Annotated in this window: 16 protein-coding genes; 9 read left to right on the forward strand and 7 right to left on the reverse strand. The window is 37.3% G+C overall.

The window, feature by feature from the left end:
- Nucleotides 1-111 precede the first annotated feature (111 nt).
- Nucleotides 112-321, forward strand: a complete 210-nt coding sequence (locus ACR1PO_RS04305) for a hypothetical protein (RefSeq protein WP_433985963.1) — start codon at nt 112-114, stop codon at nt 319-321.
- A 326-nt stretch (nt 322-647) separates the two neighbouring features.
- Here the strand turns inward: ACR1PO_RS04305 and ACR1PO_RS04310 are convergent, their stop codons facing one another.
- Complete coding sequence (locus tag ACR1PO_RS04310; protein WP_433985964.1) at nt 648-2264, reverse strand: tetratricopeptide repeat protein; 1617 nt, start codon at nt 2262-2264, stop codon at nt 648-650.
- A 296-nt stretch (nt 2265-2560) separates the two neighbouring features.
- On the opposite strand from ACR1PO_RS04310, the gene ACR1PO_RS04315 reads away from it, so the two are divergent.
- Nucleotides 2561-3721 (forward strand): thioredoxin family protein, encoded by a 1161-nt coding sequence (locus ACR1PO_RS04315; RefSeq protein ID WP_433985965.1) that lies wholly within the window; start codon nt 2561-2563, stop codon nt 3719-3721.
- A gap of 192 nt (nt 3722-3913) precedes the next feature.
- Here ACR1PO_RS04315 and ACR1PO_RS04320 read toward each other — a convergent pair whose 3' ends face one another.
- The gene (locus ACR1PO_RS04320; RefSeq protein ID WP_433985966.1) at nt 3914-4936 is read right to left on the reverse strand and encodes a 3-oxoacyl-ACP synthase III family protein; all 1023 of its coding nucleotides are present in this window, start codon (nt 4934-4936) and stop codon (nt 3914-3916) included.
- Nucleotides 4937-5009: 73 nt separating this feature from the next.
- On the opposite strand from ACR1PO_RS04320, the gene ACR1PO_RS04325 reads away from it, so the two are divergent.
- A complete protein-coding gene (locus ACR1PO_RS04325; protein WP_332387896.1) occupies nt 5010-5909 on the forward strand; it encodes a magnesium transporter CorA family protein in 900 nt (299 codons plus the stop codon).
- Nucleotides 5910-6004: 95 nt separating this feature from the next.
- Nucleotides 6005-7591, forward strand: coding sequence for a patatin-like phospholipase family protein (locus ACR1PO_RS04330; protein WP_433985967.1), 1587 nt, complete (start codon nt 6005-6007; stop codon nt 7589-7591).
- A 92-nt stretch (nt 7592-7683) separates the two neighbouring features.
- On the opposite strand, the gene ACR1PO_RS04335 is transcribed toward ACR1PO_RS04330, so the two are convergent.
- Entirely contained in the window at nt 7684-8214 is a 531-nt protein-coding gene (locus ACR1PO_RS04335) for an NAD(P)H-dependent oxidoreductase (RefSeq protein ID WP_332387901.1), read from the reverse strand.
- 91 nt (nt 8215-8305) lie between these two features.
- Here ACR1PO_RS04335 and ACR1PO_RS04340 point away from each other — a divergent pair, with 91 nt between their 5' ends.
- Entirely contained in the window at nt 8306-8671 is a 366-nt protein-coding gene (locus ACR1PO_RS04340; protein ID WP_433985968.1) for a winged helix-turn-helix transcriptional regulator, read from the forward strand.
- 77 nt (nt 8672-8748) lie between these two features.
- Nucleotides 8749-9258, forward strand: coding sequence for a hypothetical protein (locus ACR1PO_RS04345; protein WP_433985969.1), 510 nt, complete (start codon nt 8749-8751; stop codon nt 9256-9258).
- Between the two features lie 158 nt (nt 9259-9416).
- On the opposite strand, the gene ACR1PO_RS04350 is transcribed toward ACR1PO_RS04345, so the two are convergent.
- Nucleotides 9417-9977: a DNA-3-methyladenine glycosylase I gene (locus ACR1PO_RS04350; RefSeq protein WP_433985970.1), complete on the reverse strand. Its 561-nt coding sequence runs from the start codon at nt 9975-9977 to the stop codon at nt 9417-9419.
- Between the two features lie 169 nt (nt 9978-10146).
- Between ACR1PO_RS04350 and ACR1PO_RS04355 the strand changes: the two genes are divergently transcribed.
- From ACR1PO_RS04355 to ACR1PO_RS04365, 3 genes are read left to right on the forward strand one after another with little or no spacing between them, the layout of a single operon-like run.
- The gene (locus ACR1PO_RS04355; protein WP_433985971.1) at nt 10147-11061 is read left to right on the forward strand and encodes an alpha/beta hydrolase; all 915 of its coding nucleotides are present in this window, start codon (nt 10147-10149) and stop codon (nt 11059-11061) included.
- 17 nt (nt 11062-11078) lie between these two features.
- A complete protein-coding gene (locus tag ACR1PO_RS04360; protein WP_433985972.1) occupies nt 11079-11456 on the forward strand; it encodes a hypothetical protein in 378 nt (125 codons plus the stop codon).
- A 54-nt stretch (nt 11457-11510) separates the two neighbouring features.
- A complete protein-coding gene (locus ACR1PO_RS04365; protein WP_433985973.1) occupies nt 11511-12524 on the forward strand; it encodes a TQO small subunit DoxD in 1014 nt (337 codons plus the stop codon).
- A 137-nt stretch (nt 12525-12661) separates the two neighbouring features.
- Here ACR1PO_RS04365 and ACR1PO_RS04370 read toward each other — a convergent pair whose 3' ends face one another.
- From ACR1PO_RS04370 to ACR1PO_RS04380, 3 genes are all read right to left on the reverse strand, one after another.
- Nucleotides 12662-13258, reverse strand: coding sequence for a hypothetical protein (locus ACR1PO_RS04370; protein ID WP_433985974.1), 597 nt, complete (start codon nt 13256-13258; stop codon nt 12662-12664).
- A 202-nt stretch (nt 13259-13460) separates the two neighbouring features.
- Nucleotides 13461-15038, reverse strand: a complete 1578-nt coding sequence (locus tag ACR1PO_RS04375) for a DHA2 family efflux MFS transporter permease subunit (protein WP_433985975.1) — start codon at nt 15036-15038, stop codon at nt 13461-13463.
- A gap of 94 nt (nt 15039-15132) precedes the next feature.
- Entirely contained in the window at nt 15133-16236 is a 1104-nt protein-coding gene (locus ACR1PO_RS04380; protein WP_002977630.1) for an HlyD family secretion protein, read from the reverse strand.
- Between the last annotated feature and the right edge of the window lie 6 nt (nt 16237-16242).

The following is a 16242-nucleotide window of genomic DNA, read 5'->3' on the forward strand; positions in this document are numbered from 1 at the left end:
TCTTTTATCTTTTATCTTTTATCTTTTATCTTTTATCTTTTATCTTTTATCTTTTATCTTTTATCTTTAAATCCTTATATTTGATAAACACCAACATTAAAATATATTACAATGAGAAAATTATTCATAGGAGCCATTCTCGGATTTCTTTTCCTTGGAAGCTGTGCTCAAAACAAAGAAAAAAGAGAGGAATATAAAGAAGCCCATAATAAAGATTCCTTAAGAAACAGAATGGGTGATTCTGCAGTTGCCAATTCTATTCCTTCACCAGCACCGGCTGATACTTCAAAAGCAAAGACTGACAGTACAAAAGTTAAATAAAATCACAAATCCACAGACTTTCTGTGGATTTGCACTTAAAAAAACTTGACTGAAAAAAAACCGGGCAATCAACCCCGATTATAAATATGGTGATATTCTGATACAGAATATTTCCTTAAAAAATGAAAATGGGAATTACTGTTTCACTTATAATGACCTTAATTCAGAAAGCGGAATAAAAAGCGATAAGATGTATCAGGATTGTCTCCTGTTCTGTGAAACTGGGACAAATATATGATAGAAAGGCGTTTCTTTAAAACAATAGGTTGTTCATTTTCGTGAAAATGATAAGATAGAAATTAAAAAATCAGGTCTTTTTAATCATTTTACGGAAAATGAACATCTTTATCGGATTTATTTTCATTATCCAGATATTTGATATAGGCAGATGGAGAATAATCCGTTACCGCTTTAAAGACCGATGCAAATTTACTGTGAGAAGAGAATCCGCATTCATCAGCAAGGATACTTATTTTGTACTGCCTGTATTTCTCATCATTGATCAGTTTATCTACAATATAATTGATCCTTAAACGGTTGATGTATGTTTTGAAGTCTGCGCTTTTATGCTGATTAATGACATAAGAAAGATATTTTGTATTGGTGTTCAATTCACCGGCAAGAAAAGAAAGGGACATGCCTTTATTGTTATAAAGATCACCTTTTTCAAAATCTTCAAGAAGCTCAAGCAGCTTAGATTCTGTTTCGGAAGTCATCATAGAATCATTTCTTCTCCGGTCTGCTTCAGATTCTTTGTCATCAATTTCTTCTACAGATATATTGGAAAACTCAGAGTCTGGCTGTTGTAAAGGATAATGGTTTCTGCCGCCGATCATATTAAACTGAGCCCTCATCATGTTTCGTAACTTTGAACGTTGTTTTTTCTGCTTTCTTCTGATAAAAATAAGCAAACCGACCAGTGAAATAAAGAGAATCACAATGGCAGCATTCTTTACTCTGTTCATCTGCCCGCTCTTTTTATTAGGCTTTCCCTTTGGGTTTTCAATGGACTTCATTGCAAAACTCTGATTACGGGCTGCAATGCTGTCATAGGCACGTACATATTTCACCGCATACAATGAAGCTTTAAAATTATCTCCCGTCCCTTCATAATAATCATTAATATTGGAATATACTACTTTTTTAAGCTTAAGACTCCGGGAGGTATCTGCAATTTTCTCCGCCTTTTTAAGATAGAATTCAGCATCTTTCCAGTTTTTCTGCTTAAGACGGATACCTCCTAATCCGTTATACACCAAACCCAAGGTGCAGCTTCCGTCTTTAAGTAAACCTTCTGCTTTTCTATAATAGCTTTCAGAAACAGGATAATCATTAAGTTTGAAATAAATATCTCCCAACAGCTGATAAGAAGCGGCTGTTGTCTTATTTTCTTTATCACTGTTTATTTTTTCAAAATATTTCAGAGAAGCTTCGATGTACTGTATAGCATTGGGATAATTCCCCATCTCCATTTCATAGAAGGCCATTTCCTGATTCAGCAATCCTGCCGCCTCGTTACTCTTCTGAAAATCAGTGATCCGGCAGGCAGCGTCCAATCCTTTCAGAATGTATTTTTTGGATCTTTCGTATAACCCTACCTGTCTATATTGTTTCGCAAGTAATCTGGTTACTACAGCCATCCATTGCGGATCATTAATCTGGTTGATTACCGAATGTGCATTTTCACTGTAACAAATTGCTTTTTTAAGTTCGCCCGCATGGTGATAAAGTTCTGAAGAAAGGATGAGACATTGGATTTTTTCTGCAGGAGCTTGAGCTGACATATAAAGAGAATCCGCAGTTTTGATTGCTTTGGGTAAATCCTTATAAGCTGTGACGGAAGAGGTCCTTTCACAGGTAAGATCAAAGTTATTTTTTTTCTGAGCGAATATAGGAACTGCTGTTATCAGCAAAAACAAAAATTTCAGAAGACTTCTAGGCATAAAAAAACAAATTATTATTTTGATTTTATAATAATTCATCATTATTTTCACGGAGTGTCTTTTTGTTTTTTACAAAACTAGTGATATTTTATTTTTTATTAAAATATTATCTTGAAATTTAATCGTTTAAAACAGTCATTTACATTAATTTTAATAATAAGACTAAAATAATAACTGATTATCTTTCATATCACATGATCTCTGTTTTTAAGCTAAAGTTCCTGTATAATTATTTTCAATATGAACGGCTCAGGTGTCATCATATTTATTACATTTGTAGGGAATAAAAAGTTTTTATGAAAAAAATAGCAATACTTTCCTCCATCTTTATAGGAGCCCTGGCATGGGCGCAGGGAATTAAATTTGAAGAAGGCAATTTTGCCTCTATCCTTGCCAAAGCGAAAAATGAAAAAAAACTGGTCTTTATTGATGCATATGCCTCATGGTGCGGGCCATGTAAACTGATGGTTAAAAATATTTTCCCGCTTCAGTCTGTGGGTGATTATTATAATTCTCATTTTATCAATGCTAAAATTGATATGGAAAAAGGGGAAGGAATCGAACTTGCCAAAAAATACAACGTAAAAGCATTCCCGACTTACCTTTTTATTGACGGAAACGGTGAAGCTGTACACAGAACTTTGGGATATGTAGAAGAAAAAGACTTTATCCAGTTTGCAAAAGATGCTGAAGATCCTAACAAAAGACTGACTTCTCTGAAGCAGCAATTTGAAAACGGAGAAAAAGATCCTGAATTTTTAAAGAATCTTGCAGGGCTTACCATGTATAATGATGCTGAGTTCGCCGGTAAAGTGATGAACCGTTATTTTCAGCAGAAAACCAGTTTAGATCAGCAGGATATTCAGATGCTTCTTTCCGGAGTTCAGACTACAGACAGTCCTTTGTACAAAATTTTCCAGGATAAAAAAGCCGATATCGTTAAATTCTTCCCGGAAGATAAGTATGAAAAGTTTGATAAAAATATCAAGCTGAATACTATTTCTAAAAAAGCGTACAATGCAGATGCCAAAACATGGAATGACAGCTATTTTATGTCAGAAGCCCAGAAATTCCTGAGCAAAGAAGAGGCTGACAAAATCTTAAAAAGAATGAAAGCCAACAGAGCTTTAAAGAATAAAAATATTCCTGAATATGAAAAATTAATCCTTGACCTTTACAAAGATTATTCTGCAGCAGGTTCCGAAGAGCTGAATTCCCTTGCATGGAACTTCTTTGAAAATGTAAGCAATAAGGAGTCCCTTGAAAAAGCAATTGCATGGGCGCAGGAATCTGTAAAAAAAGATCAGAACTTTGCCAATACAGATACTTTAGCCAACCTTTACAATAAGGTGGGTGATAAGAAAAATGCAAAAATATGGGCTGAAAAGTCTATTGAACTTGCCAAAAGCACCGGACAGGATTCTTCTGACACGGAAAAATTACTGAAAAGTCTTTAATTATGTAAAGTCTAAAATAAAAAAACGCAGAACTCCGTTCTGCGTTTTTTATGATGTATAAACCACCCCGTCAAAAATTCTTTGAATTTCCGTCACCCCTCCAAAGGATGGGAATTTTCACGTCTTCAGTTGTGGTATAAGTGAAAGTTGCCCTTCTGTTTTTTATGAGATACTAAGCAATAATTGCTTCTATTAGTATTCAAACAGGACACTTCCCCACGTAAATCCGCTTCCGAAAGCAGAAAGAAGGACAAGGTCTCCTCTTTTGATTTTTCCCTGCTCAATCGCTTCGCTTAAAGCAATCGGAATAGAAGCCGCTGTCGTGTTTCCGTATCTCTGGATATTGTTGAACACTTTATCGTCTGGTAATCCGAATTTTTCCTGTACAAACTGGGCAATTCTCAGGTTCGCCTGGTGAGGGATAAACATATCGAGGTCTTCAATGGTTTTTCCTGCTTTGTTCAATGCTTCCATCATTGTTTCAGGGAATCTTGTTACGGCATGCTTGAACACGAAGTTACCGTTCATAATCGGGTATACTTCTTTATTTGTTACATTTTCAGGGTCTTTTCTCATCCTGTCACTCCATCCGAACTTTGAACCCGGGAACTGAGTACAAAGATCATCTGCATATTTTCCTTCAGAATGCATATTCATGGCTAAAATATCACCTGCATTTTCATCTTCTGTAGCTGAAAGAACAATAGCTCCTGCCCCATCTCCGAAAATGACAGAAACTCCTCTTCCTTCATCAGAAAAATCCAGTCCGAAAGAGTGAACCTCAGCTCCTACCACAAGAATATTTTTATAAGTCCCTGATTTGATAAATGCATTGGCAACACTCATTGAATATACAAATCCTGAACATTGATTTCTTACGTCCAAAGCTCCTATCGTATCACATCCCAGCATGTCCTGAAGCAATACACCACATCCTGGAAAATAATAATCCGGAGAAAGCGTGGCAAAGATAATATAATCGATATCTTTTGAGGTAAGACCCGCATTCTGGATGGCTTTTTCTGCCGCTTTAAACCCCAGATAAGCGCTGGTTTCCTGAGAGTCGTATCTGTTTTTTCTGTGTCTCCTTTCCTTGATGCCTGTCCTTTCCGTAATCCATTCATCATTGGTAGTCATCAGTTTTGCTAAATCATCATTTGTTACAACGTTATCTGGAACATAAAATCCCACACCTTTTATTGTACTTTTAATCATATAGTTTTTTAATTTTGGCAAAGATAAAACTTATTTAACACATAGTTTTTCAAAATATTAGTATTTTTACTTTATGCCAATTGACACGATATACAGAACCTCCCAGTGCGAATGGGTAGATGTAGAGGCTCCTACTGTAGAAGACCTGAAATTTCTTCATGAAAGATATGAAATCAACAATCTTCTTCTTGAAGATACAATGGATCCTAACCACCTTCCGAAATATGAAGAAGACGGGAACGTAAAATTCTTCCTACTTCGTGAAAGTACGGAGCTGGAAAGAAAAAATCTGAATACCATCAGCGATATCAGCACCAAGATTGGAATTTTTCTGGTTGAAAATACCATTATTACCATCCACAGGATGAAGACCAGAAGTATCACCGAGACCAAGAAAAAGGTTTCTTTAATCCAGGAAGATGTCACTCCCCAGCAAATCACCCTGATGATTGCTATCCTGATTATGAAAAGTTTTGATGATGAATCTTTAAGCCTATTTGAAACGATGGATAATATTGAGAATGAGATTTTCCTTAAAAACACCAATCATACCAGCCAGATCCGCCGTCTTTATAAACTGAAACGCAAATCAGGATTGAATTCACGGGTACTGGTCATCTCTACGGATGCTATTGATAAATTTAAACTCTTGAATTTACAGGACTCCGAATTTGTTGATTTAAAGGACAAGCATAAAGATGTTGTGGCGGATTTTGATCACCTGAATATCCAGATTACCAACCTTATTTCCATGTTCCTGGCACTTTCGGATCAGAAGGCCAACCAGGTGATGAAGGTTTTAGCCATTTATTCTGTTTACTTCTTACCAATCACCTTTATTGCCGGGGTTTACGGGATGAATTTCGATAATATGCCTGAACTTCATCATAAGTATGGCTATTTTATAACTTTGGGAGCAATGGCTGCGGTTGTGATCAGTACATTTATTTATGTAAGGCGAAAGCAATGGTGATTAGTTTTATATGGGCACAAAGGTGTACTCCTATAAAATATGATCCGTTGATTACTTGTTGTCTCTAACCATCATACCAACAAAACAAAAATACCATGACCGCTGAAAACCTCAACAAAATCCTGGAAGATCCGTCCCTTTCGCAGGCATCCAAAGAAAAGCTGATGGCTTTACATCAGAATATCTCCGGCAAAGAATTTTCTGACCTTCTGGATCAATCAGGTAATCAGTATGTGGAATTTGTTCAGGAAGGTGGTGGTGTCTGGGGAAGTGCATTGGTAGGTTATCTTTACGGGCTGGAGATATTCGGCATCCGTTTTCTGAAAGTAGCAGGAACAAGTGCCGGCGCCATTAATACGATGCTTATTGCAGCCTGTAAGACCAAAGAGGAATCTAAAAGTGAGCTGATCAAGGATATCCTTTTCAGCTGGGATTTTTCAGATTTCATGGATGGGAAGACGTACGTAAAAACCACCCTTCATGCGATGCTGAACAACAAAGATTTTTTTAAGATCAATGCTGTTATTGCCGCTATCCTTTTTATTATTCTGATCAGCATTCCTTTTCTGGCACCTTCAACAACGATTCTGAATGCGAAACTGATGTTCCTGATTCCGCTGATACCAGCCGTCATTTTATTTTTCTGTATCAGGAAGCTTTACAACAATTTCAGAAAAGAAAACAGCGGACTGAATCCCGGAAATACTTTTCAGAACACAATGCAGAATGCGCTGGATCAGTTCGGGATCAAAACGGTTGCTCATCTCAATAAAAAATTTATTCAGAAAGAAAGAGAACTCAACCTCAATTACCGGTATGGAAACGGACAGGAATATTATCAGATGGCTTTACAAAGCATCGAAAAGATTAAAACCAAAAATCAGGAACATATTGACCAGACACGATACCGGATTTTCTACGAGAGCTCTGTGAATAATGATTATTATAAAAATAACCCGTTTTACCTTCTCAAATCCGAATATGTTGTCATCACCACCGATATCAATGCAAAAATTAAGGTAGAACTTCCCACGATGGCTAATCTTTACTGGTCTGAAGAGGAACTGAAGCACATCAGTCCGGCAGAATTTGTACGGGCTTCTATGGCTGTTCCTTTTTTCTTTGAGCCTTTTCAGAAACCAATCAATAAAAATGATGATTCTGTAAAATATGCCTGGAGATACTGGATGAATACCAAGCCTGAAGATATCAACCCTGCAGGAGTTTTTATTGATGGCGGCAGTATTTCCAACTTCCCTATTGATCTGTTTCATGCGGATGAAGTTTTTTATCCGAGAATGCCCCTTTTTGGAGTGCAGCTCACAAGTGATTCTGCTATCCTTTCGGAAAAAGGGAAAACCAGTGAAGAAATCCTTAAAACACCATTCAGCTACGCCGGAAATATCATCAGCACCTTGAAAGGATTTAATGATAAAACATTTCTTACCAAACACACCTTTTATAAACTGTACAGCATACAGACCGTTAACTGTGGGACCAGCAGCTGGCTGAATTTCTTTATGAAAAGAGAGGAAAAGGAAGAACTGTTCAACAGAGGATTTCAGGCTGCCCTCGATTTTCTCAACAGCTTTGATTGGGAAAAGTACAAATATGAAAGAATGATGCTCACCATGAAGGATAAAAAAATACTGAAAGAAGAGGATACTCCTACGGTAGGATAAGGGGTTTAAGTATTATTCTCTGTATTTTTTTGAATACATACAAAAGTAAGCTGAACTCATTTTAATTCAAGTTCAGCTTACTTTCCATATTATTATAAATTATCCAGAAATTCCAGATACATCGGAACACTTCTGTTGATCCATTCATCGGAAGAATTTCTTTCAATTCCATAATAAACGAATGGTTCTCTGTAATCTGCCTTTATATAATCAAAAGTCAGTTCATAAGGCCGGAAAAGCTCTTTCATCGTATATTTATATTCTCCGGATGCGCTGTACCCTTCTTCATCTATTCCTGCGGTAACAGCCAGTGACATTTTCTTTCCGGCCAGCCTGAAACCGCTGTTGCTTCCATAGGCCCAGCCATACAAAACCACTTCATCCAGCCATTGTTTTAAAAGCGGCGGGCTGCTGAACCAGTAAAAAGGGAACTGAAATACGATTTTATCATAAGATTCCATCAGCTTCTGTTCCTGAGCTACATCAATTTTCCCGTCAGGATAAACCTCATACAGCTGATGAACCGTATATTTTTCAGGGTATTTCTTCAATTCATCAATCCATTTTTTATTGATCACTGATTTTTCAATATCAGGATGCGTCACAATTACTAAGGTCTTCATTATGTTTAAATTTCTGTTGCAAAATTACAACACGTTCCTTACATTTCGTACATTAGCAACCTATTGTATGGTACTATAAAAAATGTAAGTAATGACTAAAATAAAGGAAACCTCAACCAATTATGCCAATAAAAAAGCGCTTGCTGATGAGTGCCCGGAAATTTATGCTTCCAATATTATCGGAGGACAATGGGCTTTGGCAATCTGCTGTTATCTGATCAATGGGAAAATGAGATTCGGGGAACTTAGAAAAAAGCTCCGGAACATTACCGAGCGGATGCTTACGCTTCAGCTCCGCAGACTGGAAGAGGATAAAATCATTACAAGAACAGTGTATGCCGAAGTTCCGCCACGGGTAGAATATGAGCTTACAGAAATCGGTTATAAACTGAAGCCCATCATTCTTGAGTTTGAGAAATGGGGTAACGAACATAAACAGATTATGGAAAACAAATAAAAAGGTTTTGGTTAAAGGATTTTCATCGTATTATTTTTTCGTAAATTTAATTCACATTAAATTTTAAAATTATATTTATGAAAAACATTGCTTTTTTTCTCTCTTTTACAGCATTCACTTTTTTAGGAAACCTTCTGAATGCACAAAAAATTTCTGATGGCCAAACAATTGAAATCAATGGTATGGCTGTTACCTTTAATATTCTCAATAAAGAAAGTGTAGAATCCGGTGGAAAATCCTATGACCGCTATAAAGTTTCAGCATCGGTTAAAAATACTTCGGATAAGGCATATAACATAAGATTATCTGCTTTCCCCCAAATTGTAAGCAACCTTGGCCTTGTAGAACTGGACTGCATTAATGCAACCGGAGCCAGGCTGACTTCTAAAAAAATAGAATTAAAAATGAAGGCTCAAATGATTAATGTTACCTATTCTGCTTATGATAAATCCGGGAAATTCATTACAAGTACTATTCCTGTAACGGGAAGTTATTATTTTGATCCTGGCGATACCATCAGCGATAATGCTATTTTCATTGTGCCGCAAGGTGAAAAACCGGATGTTTCGGTAAGAGGGATGAAATAAATTCATCACTTTAAATAATCTCCTTTATTTTGAGTCTTTCTGTCAGAATAAAAGAATTGAGATTCCTACAGAATGACATCGTTTGTGCATAATGTCAAACAGTTCTATTTGTCATTCCGTAAGAGTCCGGGCCTGTTAATTGAAGAATAATCCGTATTCTACTTTCCCTCAGTCTTCTTCCACAAAGGTTTTTGCGCCAATACTTTTGAGTGAACGGGACAGCTTTCATGATGCGCTCCTTTCAGATATCCGGTGCTCATCAGAAATTCATTTACAATTTCCCCGCCTGTAAACTTAAATGTTTTTTTGAACAGTTTCATCCATTCCTGCAATGTTCTGGGATGATGATGCTCCAGCCATTTTTCGAAAGAACCGAATTCCTTTTGTAATTCAATGATTGTTTTTGCATTTTCAATCGCAGCATTTACTTTTAGCTTATTCCTGATAATTCCCGGATCGCTCAGCAGTCTTTCCCGGTCTTCTTCCGTATAAGCCGCTATTTTCTGAATATCAAAATTGTCATAGGCTTTTCTGAAGCTTTCTTCTTTTTTCAGAACAGTTTCCCAGCTTAATCCAGCCTGATTGATTTCAAGGATCAGTCTTCCGAACAATTCATTATCATTATGAATAGGAAACCCGTAATAGTTGTCATGATAATTCTTGTGCAGCTCTTTTCTGCTTTCGGGCTGCATCCCTTCTATTGCCAAACAATAACTCATTTCAATATATTTTCTATTTTGTAAAACTTTCAGACTGTAAAGATAAAGCGGGATTGTGACAACTGTCCGTCAGTAGTGTTTTACTTTTTAAATTTAACAGTTATTAAAACAGTTTTATAAATTTCCGTCCGGAGAAATTTAGTAGTTTAGAAGAGTCAAAATATCCAATATGAAAGTACTGTTTTCCCTTCTTTTTATGATAGGCTCAATGTTCTTTAAAGCACAGAATTTATATTCTAAGGCTTATGGGGAACCTAAAAACCCTCCTGTCATTTTTATTCATGGCGGACCGGGTGGAAATGCCACTTTATTTGAAGGTACTACAGCGCAAAAACTTGCCGACAAAGGATTTTATGTCATTGTCTATGACAGGCGTGGTGAAGGACGTTCAAAAGATAAAAGCGCAACCATGACATTTAAAGAAAGTTTTGAGGATTTAAAAAGTATTTATTCCGCATACAATATCACAAAAGCCAATATTATTGCCCACAGTTTCGGCGGTATTATCGGAACCTTGTTTACGGCACAATTTCCTGAAAAGGTAAAGTCGCTGACCCTTGCAGGAGCTTTATTTACTCAGCAGGAAACCTATGACCATATTCTTAAAAAGGCAAAAGAACATTTCAAAAATGATTCTGTGCAGCTAAAAGAGATTTCAGCAATAGAAAATCTGGATAAAAATTCCGCGGCTTACAGAAAAAGATGCTATGAAATGGCTGGAAAACTTGGCTTCTTTGACATGCCCAACCCTACTCCCGAAAGTGAAATGCTGAGAAAGGAATACCAGGCAGGAGAATTTTATAAAAACAATATAAGAAACCCCAACTCTCCTCTGACATTTTATCAGAATGAACCTTTGAATAATCTTGATAATACCACAGTTTTAAAAAATATCCAAAAAAAAGGAATTCCTCTTTTTGCAGTGTATGGTAAGAATGACGGTATATTTTCAGAAAAACAACTTGATGATCTTAAAAATATTGTCGGAAAGAAAAACTTTAAACTGATTGATAACTGCTCCCATTATTTATTTGTAGATCAGCAGGATCATTTTCTGGAATTTATTAAGCTTACATTGAAATAAAGTGTAGTTTTGTAATCATGCACCATTCAGGATTCCATATGAAAACTTACAAAGCTGTCGTTACGATGCTTATATTGGTGTTTTCATTGTCTCCATGCTCTGTTAAAAGGAATGTTCTTGATATTTTTGATATTGAATTTATCAGCGGGTTGAATAAGGTAAAAACCACCTCCTCTTTTTCTTTCAGCTGCGATATGGCATCTGCTTCTTCAGGCATATCAGTTTCAAAAATCAAAATTCAAAACCAGTATAATAAATTCTTATCTGGCTTTACTCCTGCTGCAGTCAGTTCCGTTGAAGAGAAGATCTTTCTCAATAACTATTCCGGGCATTCAACAGGAAACAGCCCTCCGAAATATATTCTGTTTAAAAGACTGAAACTTAATCTGATTTAAAACCTTTTTAAGTCAATTTAAAAATCAGTTTTTTATAATACAATATTAATTTCAATGAAACATACCGTAAACAGCCAGTCTTCGGACCTGGCCGGCTTATATACTTTATCCCTCCGCATGGTTATCGGATGGACTTATTTTTCAGCGTTCTGGCGCAGACTTATCCTGGAAAACAAACTTATTCCTGATGACAAGGGATATATCGGGGAAAAATTCAATCATTTTTTACCTAATGCACTTGGAATAAAACCTGTTATTGAATATCTGGTTACCCATCCCGACGCATTACAGCGCTCTATGATGATCTTCACCATCATTGAAGCTATTGCCGGATTATTCATTATCTTCGGATTATTTACCCGCCTGATGAGTATCGGTATCTTCAGCCTTGCTTTTGGAATTTTACTGGGTTCCGGCTGGCTGGGAACGACCTGTCTTGATGAATGGCAGATAGGTGTTCTGGGAATCGCAGGAGGATTTGTTCTTTTTCTCTCGGGAAGCGGTGCTTATTCACTGGATTATTATTTTATGAAGAATAATAAAAATTTCACTCAAAAGAAATGGTTTCAATGGCTGGGATCCGGAAGTTTCCCCCTCTCAAAACCTAAAGTTTTCGTATTGGCAGGATCGTTAATCATATTCGGGCTAACCCTTTTTACCAATCAGTATTTCCATGGTGGTGTATGGGGAACCCTCCATAATAAATCAGTAAAGCCCAAACTGGAAATTTCAAATATCTCCCATAATCAATCACACCTGAAATTTGAGGTATACAGAACTGAAGGTGCCGATGTATACGGCTCTTTCTTGATAGGCATCCATATTCTGGACAAAAACGGAAATATTCTAAAGGAGCTTGATCACAGAGAACTCGCCGGAATTCCTGAAGAGAATATTCAAAATCATTATGTTGCCAAAGTGAAACCGGCGAAATACAGTCTTGTAGTTCCATTGGGGGCAAAGGCCGATGTGGCTCTGAATATTGATGATGTTCTTCAGAAAAATGAAATTCATTCCTTAAAATTGATTGATATCAGCGGGATTGAATGGACAGGAAGGATCGATTAGGAGTTCGGGGCACGGGATGCGGGTACAGTTTTAGGTTTTGGCTGAAGCTGATTCTCGATTTATAATAGTAAAAGCGGACTAAAGTCCGCTTCTGTTATATTTCATGAATGCATTGTTAATTTCCCGGCATTCTCATTCTATTTTTCAGAAACAATGACATGGTAACTGCACCTGCTGTCCGGATCCAGTCTGAGTACTTTTATTTCAAGTAAAACATCCAGTCCCATAGTGTCGCAAATGCCCTGTATAAAAGGTTTGATGACTGGCCATTTTAACAGACCTGCAATTTGCAGGCTATGGGTGATTTTGTGGTAACGGTCTACTCCTTTAATGAGCAATTCGCATTTGTAATCATTTAATTCTTTAAATTCAAAATTATATTCAGGACTGGATGTAAAAACTGCTCCCATCAATATTTTTGCAACAGCTGGAATTCCGGGCTGCAGATTGGGTTTTGCTTCAAGATTCTTCAGGGTCATTCTTGATCCCAGATCGTACATAAAAGTGCTGGAAAGCTGTTCAATAGCTTCAGCCCCGTAAAGTTTTCCAATCTGTTTGAGCATTCCTCCGTAAAAAGCCCCTGTAATATCAGAGAGGCGCTGGGTAAGCTCTGTAAAAGTTCCGGGAAAGAAATCTGCAATAAGCTGAGCCTGATTCATTTCAGGGAGATAGACATCATTTTTTCTGAAATCTGATAATGCCAGGTAAGTCTCCGGCAGCTGGATTTGATTCATATAATAAGTTATTAGTATTCTGGGGATGCCATTTTAAGTTGTAAAACGATGTAAAGCTAGAAAAAATAAATAAACTCTCCAATAAGTGATATTATTTTTTATTTAACAAAATAAAAACAGAAAGTTATTGTTTCCTACTATTTTACGCGAAAAAATAACATAAAAAAACCTTCGGAAATTCCGAAGGTTTTGATTTAAAAATTTAGTGCATGGCTTCACTCAAATCTATTTTTTCTTTGCTCTTTCTTTCTTTTATGAACAAGATAAACGGAATACATATCAGGAATATGACCCCGAGATAAAGAAATACGTCCATATAGGAAAGAACGGTTGCCTGTTTGGTTACGGAAAGATCCAGCATTTTGTAAGCAGCATTCATTGCGGCATCAGGAGTCATTCCTTTTGCAATAAAGTTTGCTTTCAGGGCAGCCAGCCTTTGCTGAACATCAAAACTGTTTTCGTCCAGATGGGAAATTAAGCTATTCCTGTATTTCTGGCCTGCATTGGCAATAAAGGTTGTAATTGCTGCAATCCCGAAAGATCCTCCCAGCTGTCTCATCATCCCGGTAAAAGCTGCACCCTGACCAATCTCCTGGCCTTTCAGTGTACTTAATGACAGTGATGTAATAGGAATGAACAGCAGTCCCAGACCTGCTCCCCTCACAATCAGCATCCAGAAGAAAGCATCTTTACTGGTGTCTGGTGTCAGGATTTTATATCCCCAGAAACTGTAGATAAAGAAGATGAATAATCCCAGGGAAACTAAAATCTGCTGTTTTGCTCCTTTCGTCAGTAATCTTCCGATGATAGGCATCATGAAAGCAGTCGTTAAGGCTGCCGGAATCATTAAGGCTCCTGACTGAAGCGCCGTCCAGCCCAGGATACTCTGAGTATAAAGCGGAACGATGAATGTAGACCCATACAGCCCAAATCCTAATACAAACGACATCACCGTTCCGATTCTTAAGTTTCCATTTTTCAATACCCGGAGCTCTACAATCGGATATTTGAAGGTAAGTTCCCTCCAGAGGAATAATATAAATCCTAATATTGCAGCTACTGTAAAGGCTACGATCATTCCGCTTTCAAACCAATCTTCTTCATGCCCTCTTTCCAGAATGAACTGTAATGAACCAACCGTTACGGCCAGTAAACCAATACCGATCCAGTCGACATCTGAAACTTTACGCTTTTCAGCATATTTCGGACTTCTCACGAACTGCAATGTCATTAAAGTGGCTGCAATCCCGATTGGTATATTGATATAAAATATATACGGCCAGCTGTAATTATCAACGATGTATCCTCCAAGCGGCGGACCTAATGTAGGACCGATAATTACTCCCAGACCATAAATAGCCTGAGCCATACTTCTCTTTTCAATCGGATAAGATTCCGTAATGATCGTCTGTGAGGTTACCAGTAAGGCTCCTCCTCCGATACCCTGCATCAATCTGAAGAAAACAAGTTCCCAGATATTGGTGGCATTTCCACATAAAAATGAAAATACCGTAAATATGATGATGGATGCCGCAAAGTAATTTCTACGTCCGAACTGCTGTGAAAGCCAGCTTGTCATGGGAACAATAATAACGTTCCCGATAGCATAAGCCGTAATCACCCAACCCACTTCTGAAAGCGTAGCTCCAAGATTCCCCTTCATTTCATTCAAGGCAACATTAACAATCGTGGAGTCTACAATTTCAAGAAGGGCACAAAGGATGGCAGTAATCGTAATGATCACTCTCCGCGCTCCATATTCTACTAATGAATCTTGCATAATTTTTATTCGAATAATTGTATTAATGTAAAATGTAGGATGTATTAATGATTTTCAATTCATCATGAATACATTTTACGTCAGTACATAAATACTATTTCAAAGCCACTTCTGCTTTCACGTTCATTCCTGTTCTTAATCTTTTTGCAATATTCTTGTCAAGATTCACAAAATCAATTTTTACAGGAAGTCTCTGAACTACTTTTACGAAGTTACCACTTGCATTATCCGGAGGAAGAATAGAGAAAGTAGCTCCTGTAGCCGGAGAGAATGAGCTTACCACCCCTTCAAATTCCTGGTCAGGAAAAGCATCAATCTCAATTTTTACTTTCTGACCTTCTACCATTTTGTCTACCTGTGTTTCCTTAAAGTTGGCCACTACCCATTTCTGGTCGTTTTTCACCAAAGCAAACAACTGTGACCCTGCCTGCAGATACTGTCCTGCCTGTGTAGGTACTTTTCCTACATATCCGTCTTCAGGTGCCAGGATTACCGTATATGACAAGTTCAGTCTTGCATTTTCCACATCTACTTCTCTCTGTTTAGCTACTGATCCTGCAACACTGATCTGTTGAGAGCTTGCCGCCGTCTGAGAAGAAGCAATATGAGTTTGCTGAGCGATTTGATTTCTCTGGTCAACCAATACCTGTAGCTGTTTATCTGCAGATTGTTTTGCAGCCAGTGCCTGCTCATACTGCTGTTCTGTAATAGAATGGTCTTTTACAAGATTGGCATATCTTTTCAGGTCCTGTGATGTTTTCCATACATTTACTTTTGCAGCTTCTATCTGAGCGTTAGCAGTGATTACTGCTGCTTCTGAAGAACCAATATTTTTCGAAGTTGCTGTTGTAGCTGCTTCTGCATTGGAAATATTACTTTTAGCTGTAGATAATGCTGCCTGAGCCTGTTCAAGAGCCATTTTCTGATCTCTGTTATCCAAAATCACCAACGTATCTCCTTTTTTTACAAACTGGTTGTCTTTTACTTTTACTTCCGCTACATAGCCGGAGATTTTAGAAATTACCGGTGCCATATTGGAAGCAATCTGGGCATCGTCAGTTTCTTCATGATACTGTCCGTAAGTATAAGCTCTGTAACCGTAGATTCCTCCTCCGATTACTACTGCCGCTAAAATGATAGGAAAAACTAAACTTTTTTTCTTTTTAGGTTCAGCTGCCTGTGTATTATTATTTTCCATTTTGGT

The sequence above is a fragment of the Chryseobacterium amylolyticum genome, from assembly GCF_051011775.1.
Lineage (GTDB): Bacteria > Bacteroidota > Bacteroidia > Flavobacteriales > Weeksellaceae > Chryseobacterium.

What these genes read in the sequence shown, in the direction of transcription:
- ACR1PO_RS04335 (WP_332387901.1), bottom strand. Translation starts at nt 8,214, where the DNA reads ATGAAGACCTTAGTAATTGTGACGCATCCTGATATTGAAAAATCAGTG.
- ACR1PO_RS04315 (WP_433985965.1), top strand. Translation starts at nt 2,561, where the DNA reads ATGAAAAAAATAGCAATACTTTCCTCCATCTTTATAGGAGCCCTGGCA.
- ACR1PO_RS04345 (WP_433985969.1), top strand. Translation starts at nt 8,749, where the DNA reads ATGAAAAACATTGCTTTTTTTCTCTCTTTTACAGCATTCACTTTTTTA.
- ACR1PO_RS04310 (WP_433985964.1), bottom strand. Translation starts at nt 2,264, where the DNA reads ATGCCTAGAAGTCTTCTGAAATTTTTGTTTTTGCTGATAACAGCAGTT.
- ACR1PO_RS04360 (WP_433985972.1), top strand. Translation starts at nt 11,079, where the DNA reads ATGCACCATTCAGGATTCCATATGAAAACTTACAAAGCTGTCGTTACG.
- ACR1PO_RS04350 (WP_433985970.1), bottom strand. Translation starts at nt 9,977, where the DNA reads ATGAGTTATTGTTTGGCAATAGAAGGGATGCAGCCCGAAAGCAGAAAA.
- ACR1PO_RS04365 (WP_433985973.1), top strand. Translation starts at nt 11,511, where the DNA reads ATGAAACATACCGTAAACAGCCAGTCTTCGGACCTGGCCGGCTTATAT.
- ACR1PO_RS04320 (WP_433985966.1), bottom strand. Translation starts at nt 4,936, where the DNA reads ATGATTAAAAGTACAATAAAAGGTGTGGGATTTTATGTTCCAGATAAC.
- ACR1PO_RS04370 (WP_433985974.1), bottom strand. Translation starts at nt 13,258, where the DNA reads ATGAATCAAATCCAGCTGCCGGAGACTTACCTGGCATTATCAGATTTC.
- ACR1PO_RS04375 (WP_433985975.1), bottom strand. Translation starts at nt 15,038, where the DNA reads ATGCAAGATTCATTAGTAGAATATGGAGCGCGGAGAGTGATCATTACG.
- ACR1PO_RS04330 (WP_433985967.1), top strand. Translation starts at nt 6,005, where the DNA reads ATGACCGCTGAAAACCTCAACAAAATCCTGGAAGATCCGTCCCTTTCG.
- ACR1PO_RS04355 (WP_433985971.1), top strand. Translation starts at nt 10,147, where the DNA reads ATGAAAGTACTGTTTTCCCTTCTTTTTATGATAGGCTCAATGTTCTTT.
- ACR1PO_RS04305 (WP_433985963.1), top strand. Translation starts at nt 112, where the DNA reads ATGAGAAAATTATTCATAGGAGCCATTCTCGGATTTCTTTTCCTTGGA.
- ACR1PO_RS04340 (WP_433985968.1), top strand. Translation starts at nt 8,306, where the DNA reads ATGACTAAAATAAAGGAAACCTCAACCAATTATGCCAATAAAAAAGCG.
- ACR1PO_RS04325 (WP_332387896.1), top strand. Translation starts at nt 5,010, where the DNA reads ATGCCAATTGACACGATATACAGAACCTCCCAGTGCGAATGGGTAGAT.
- ACR1PO_RS04380 (WP_002977630.1), bottom strand. Translation starts at nt 16,236, where the DNA reads ATGGAAAATAATAATACACAGGCAGCTGAACCTAAAAAGAAAAAAAGT.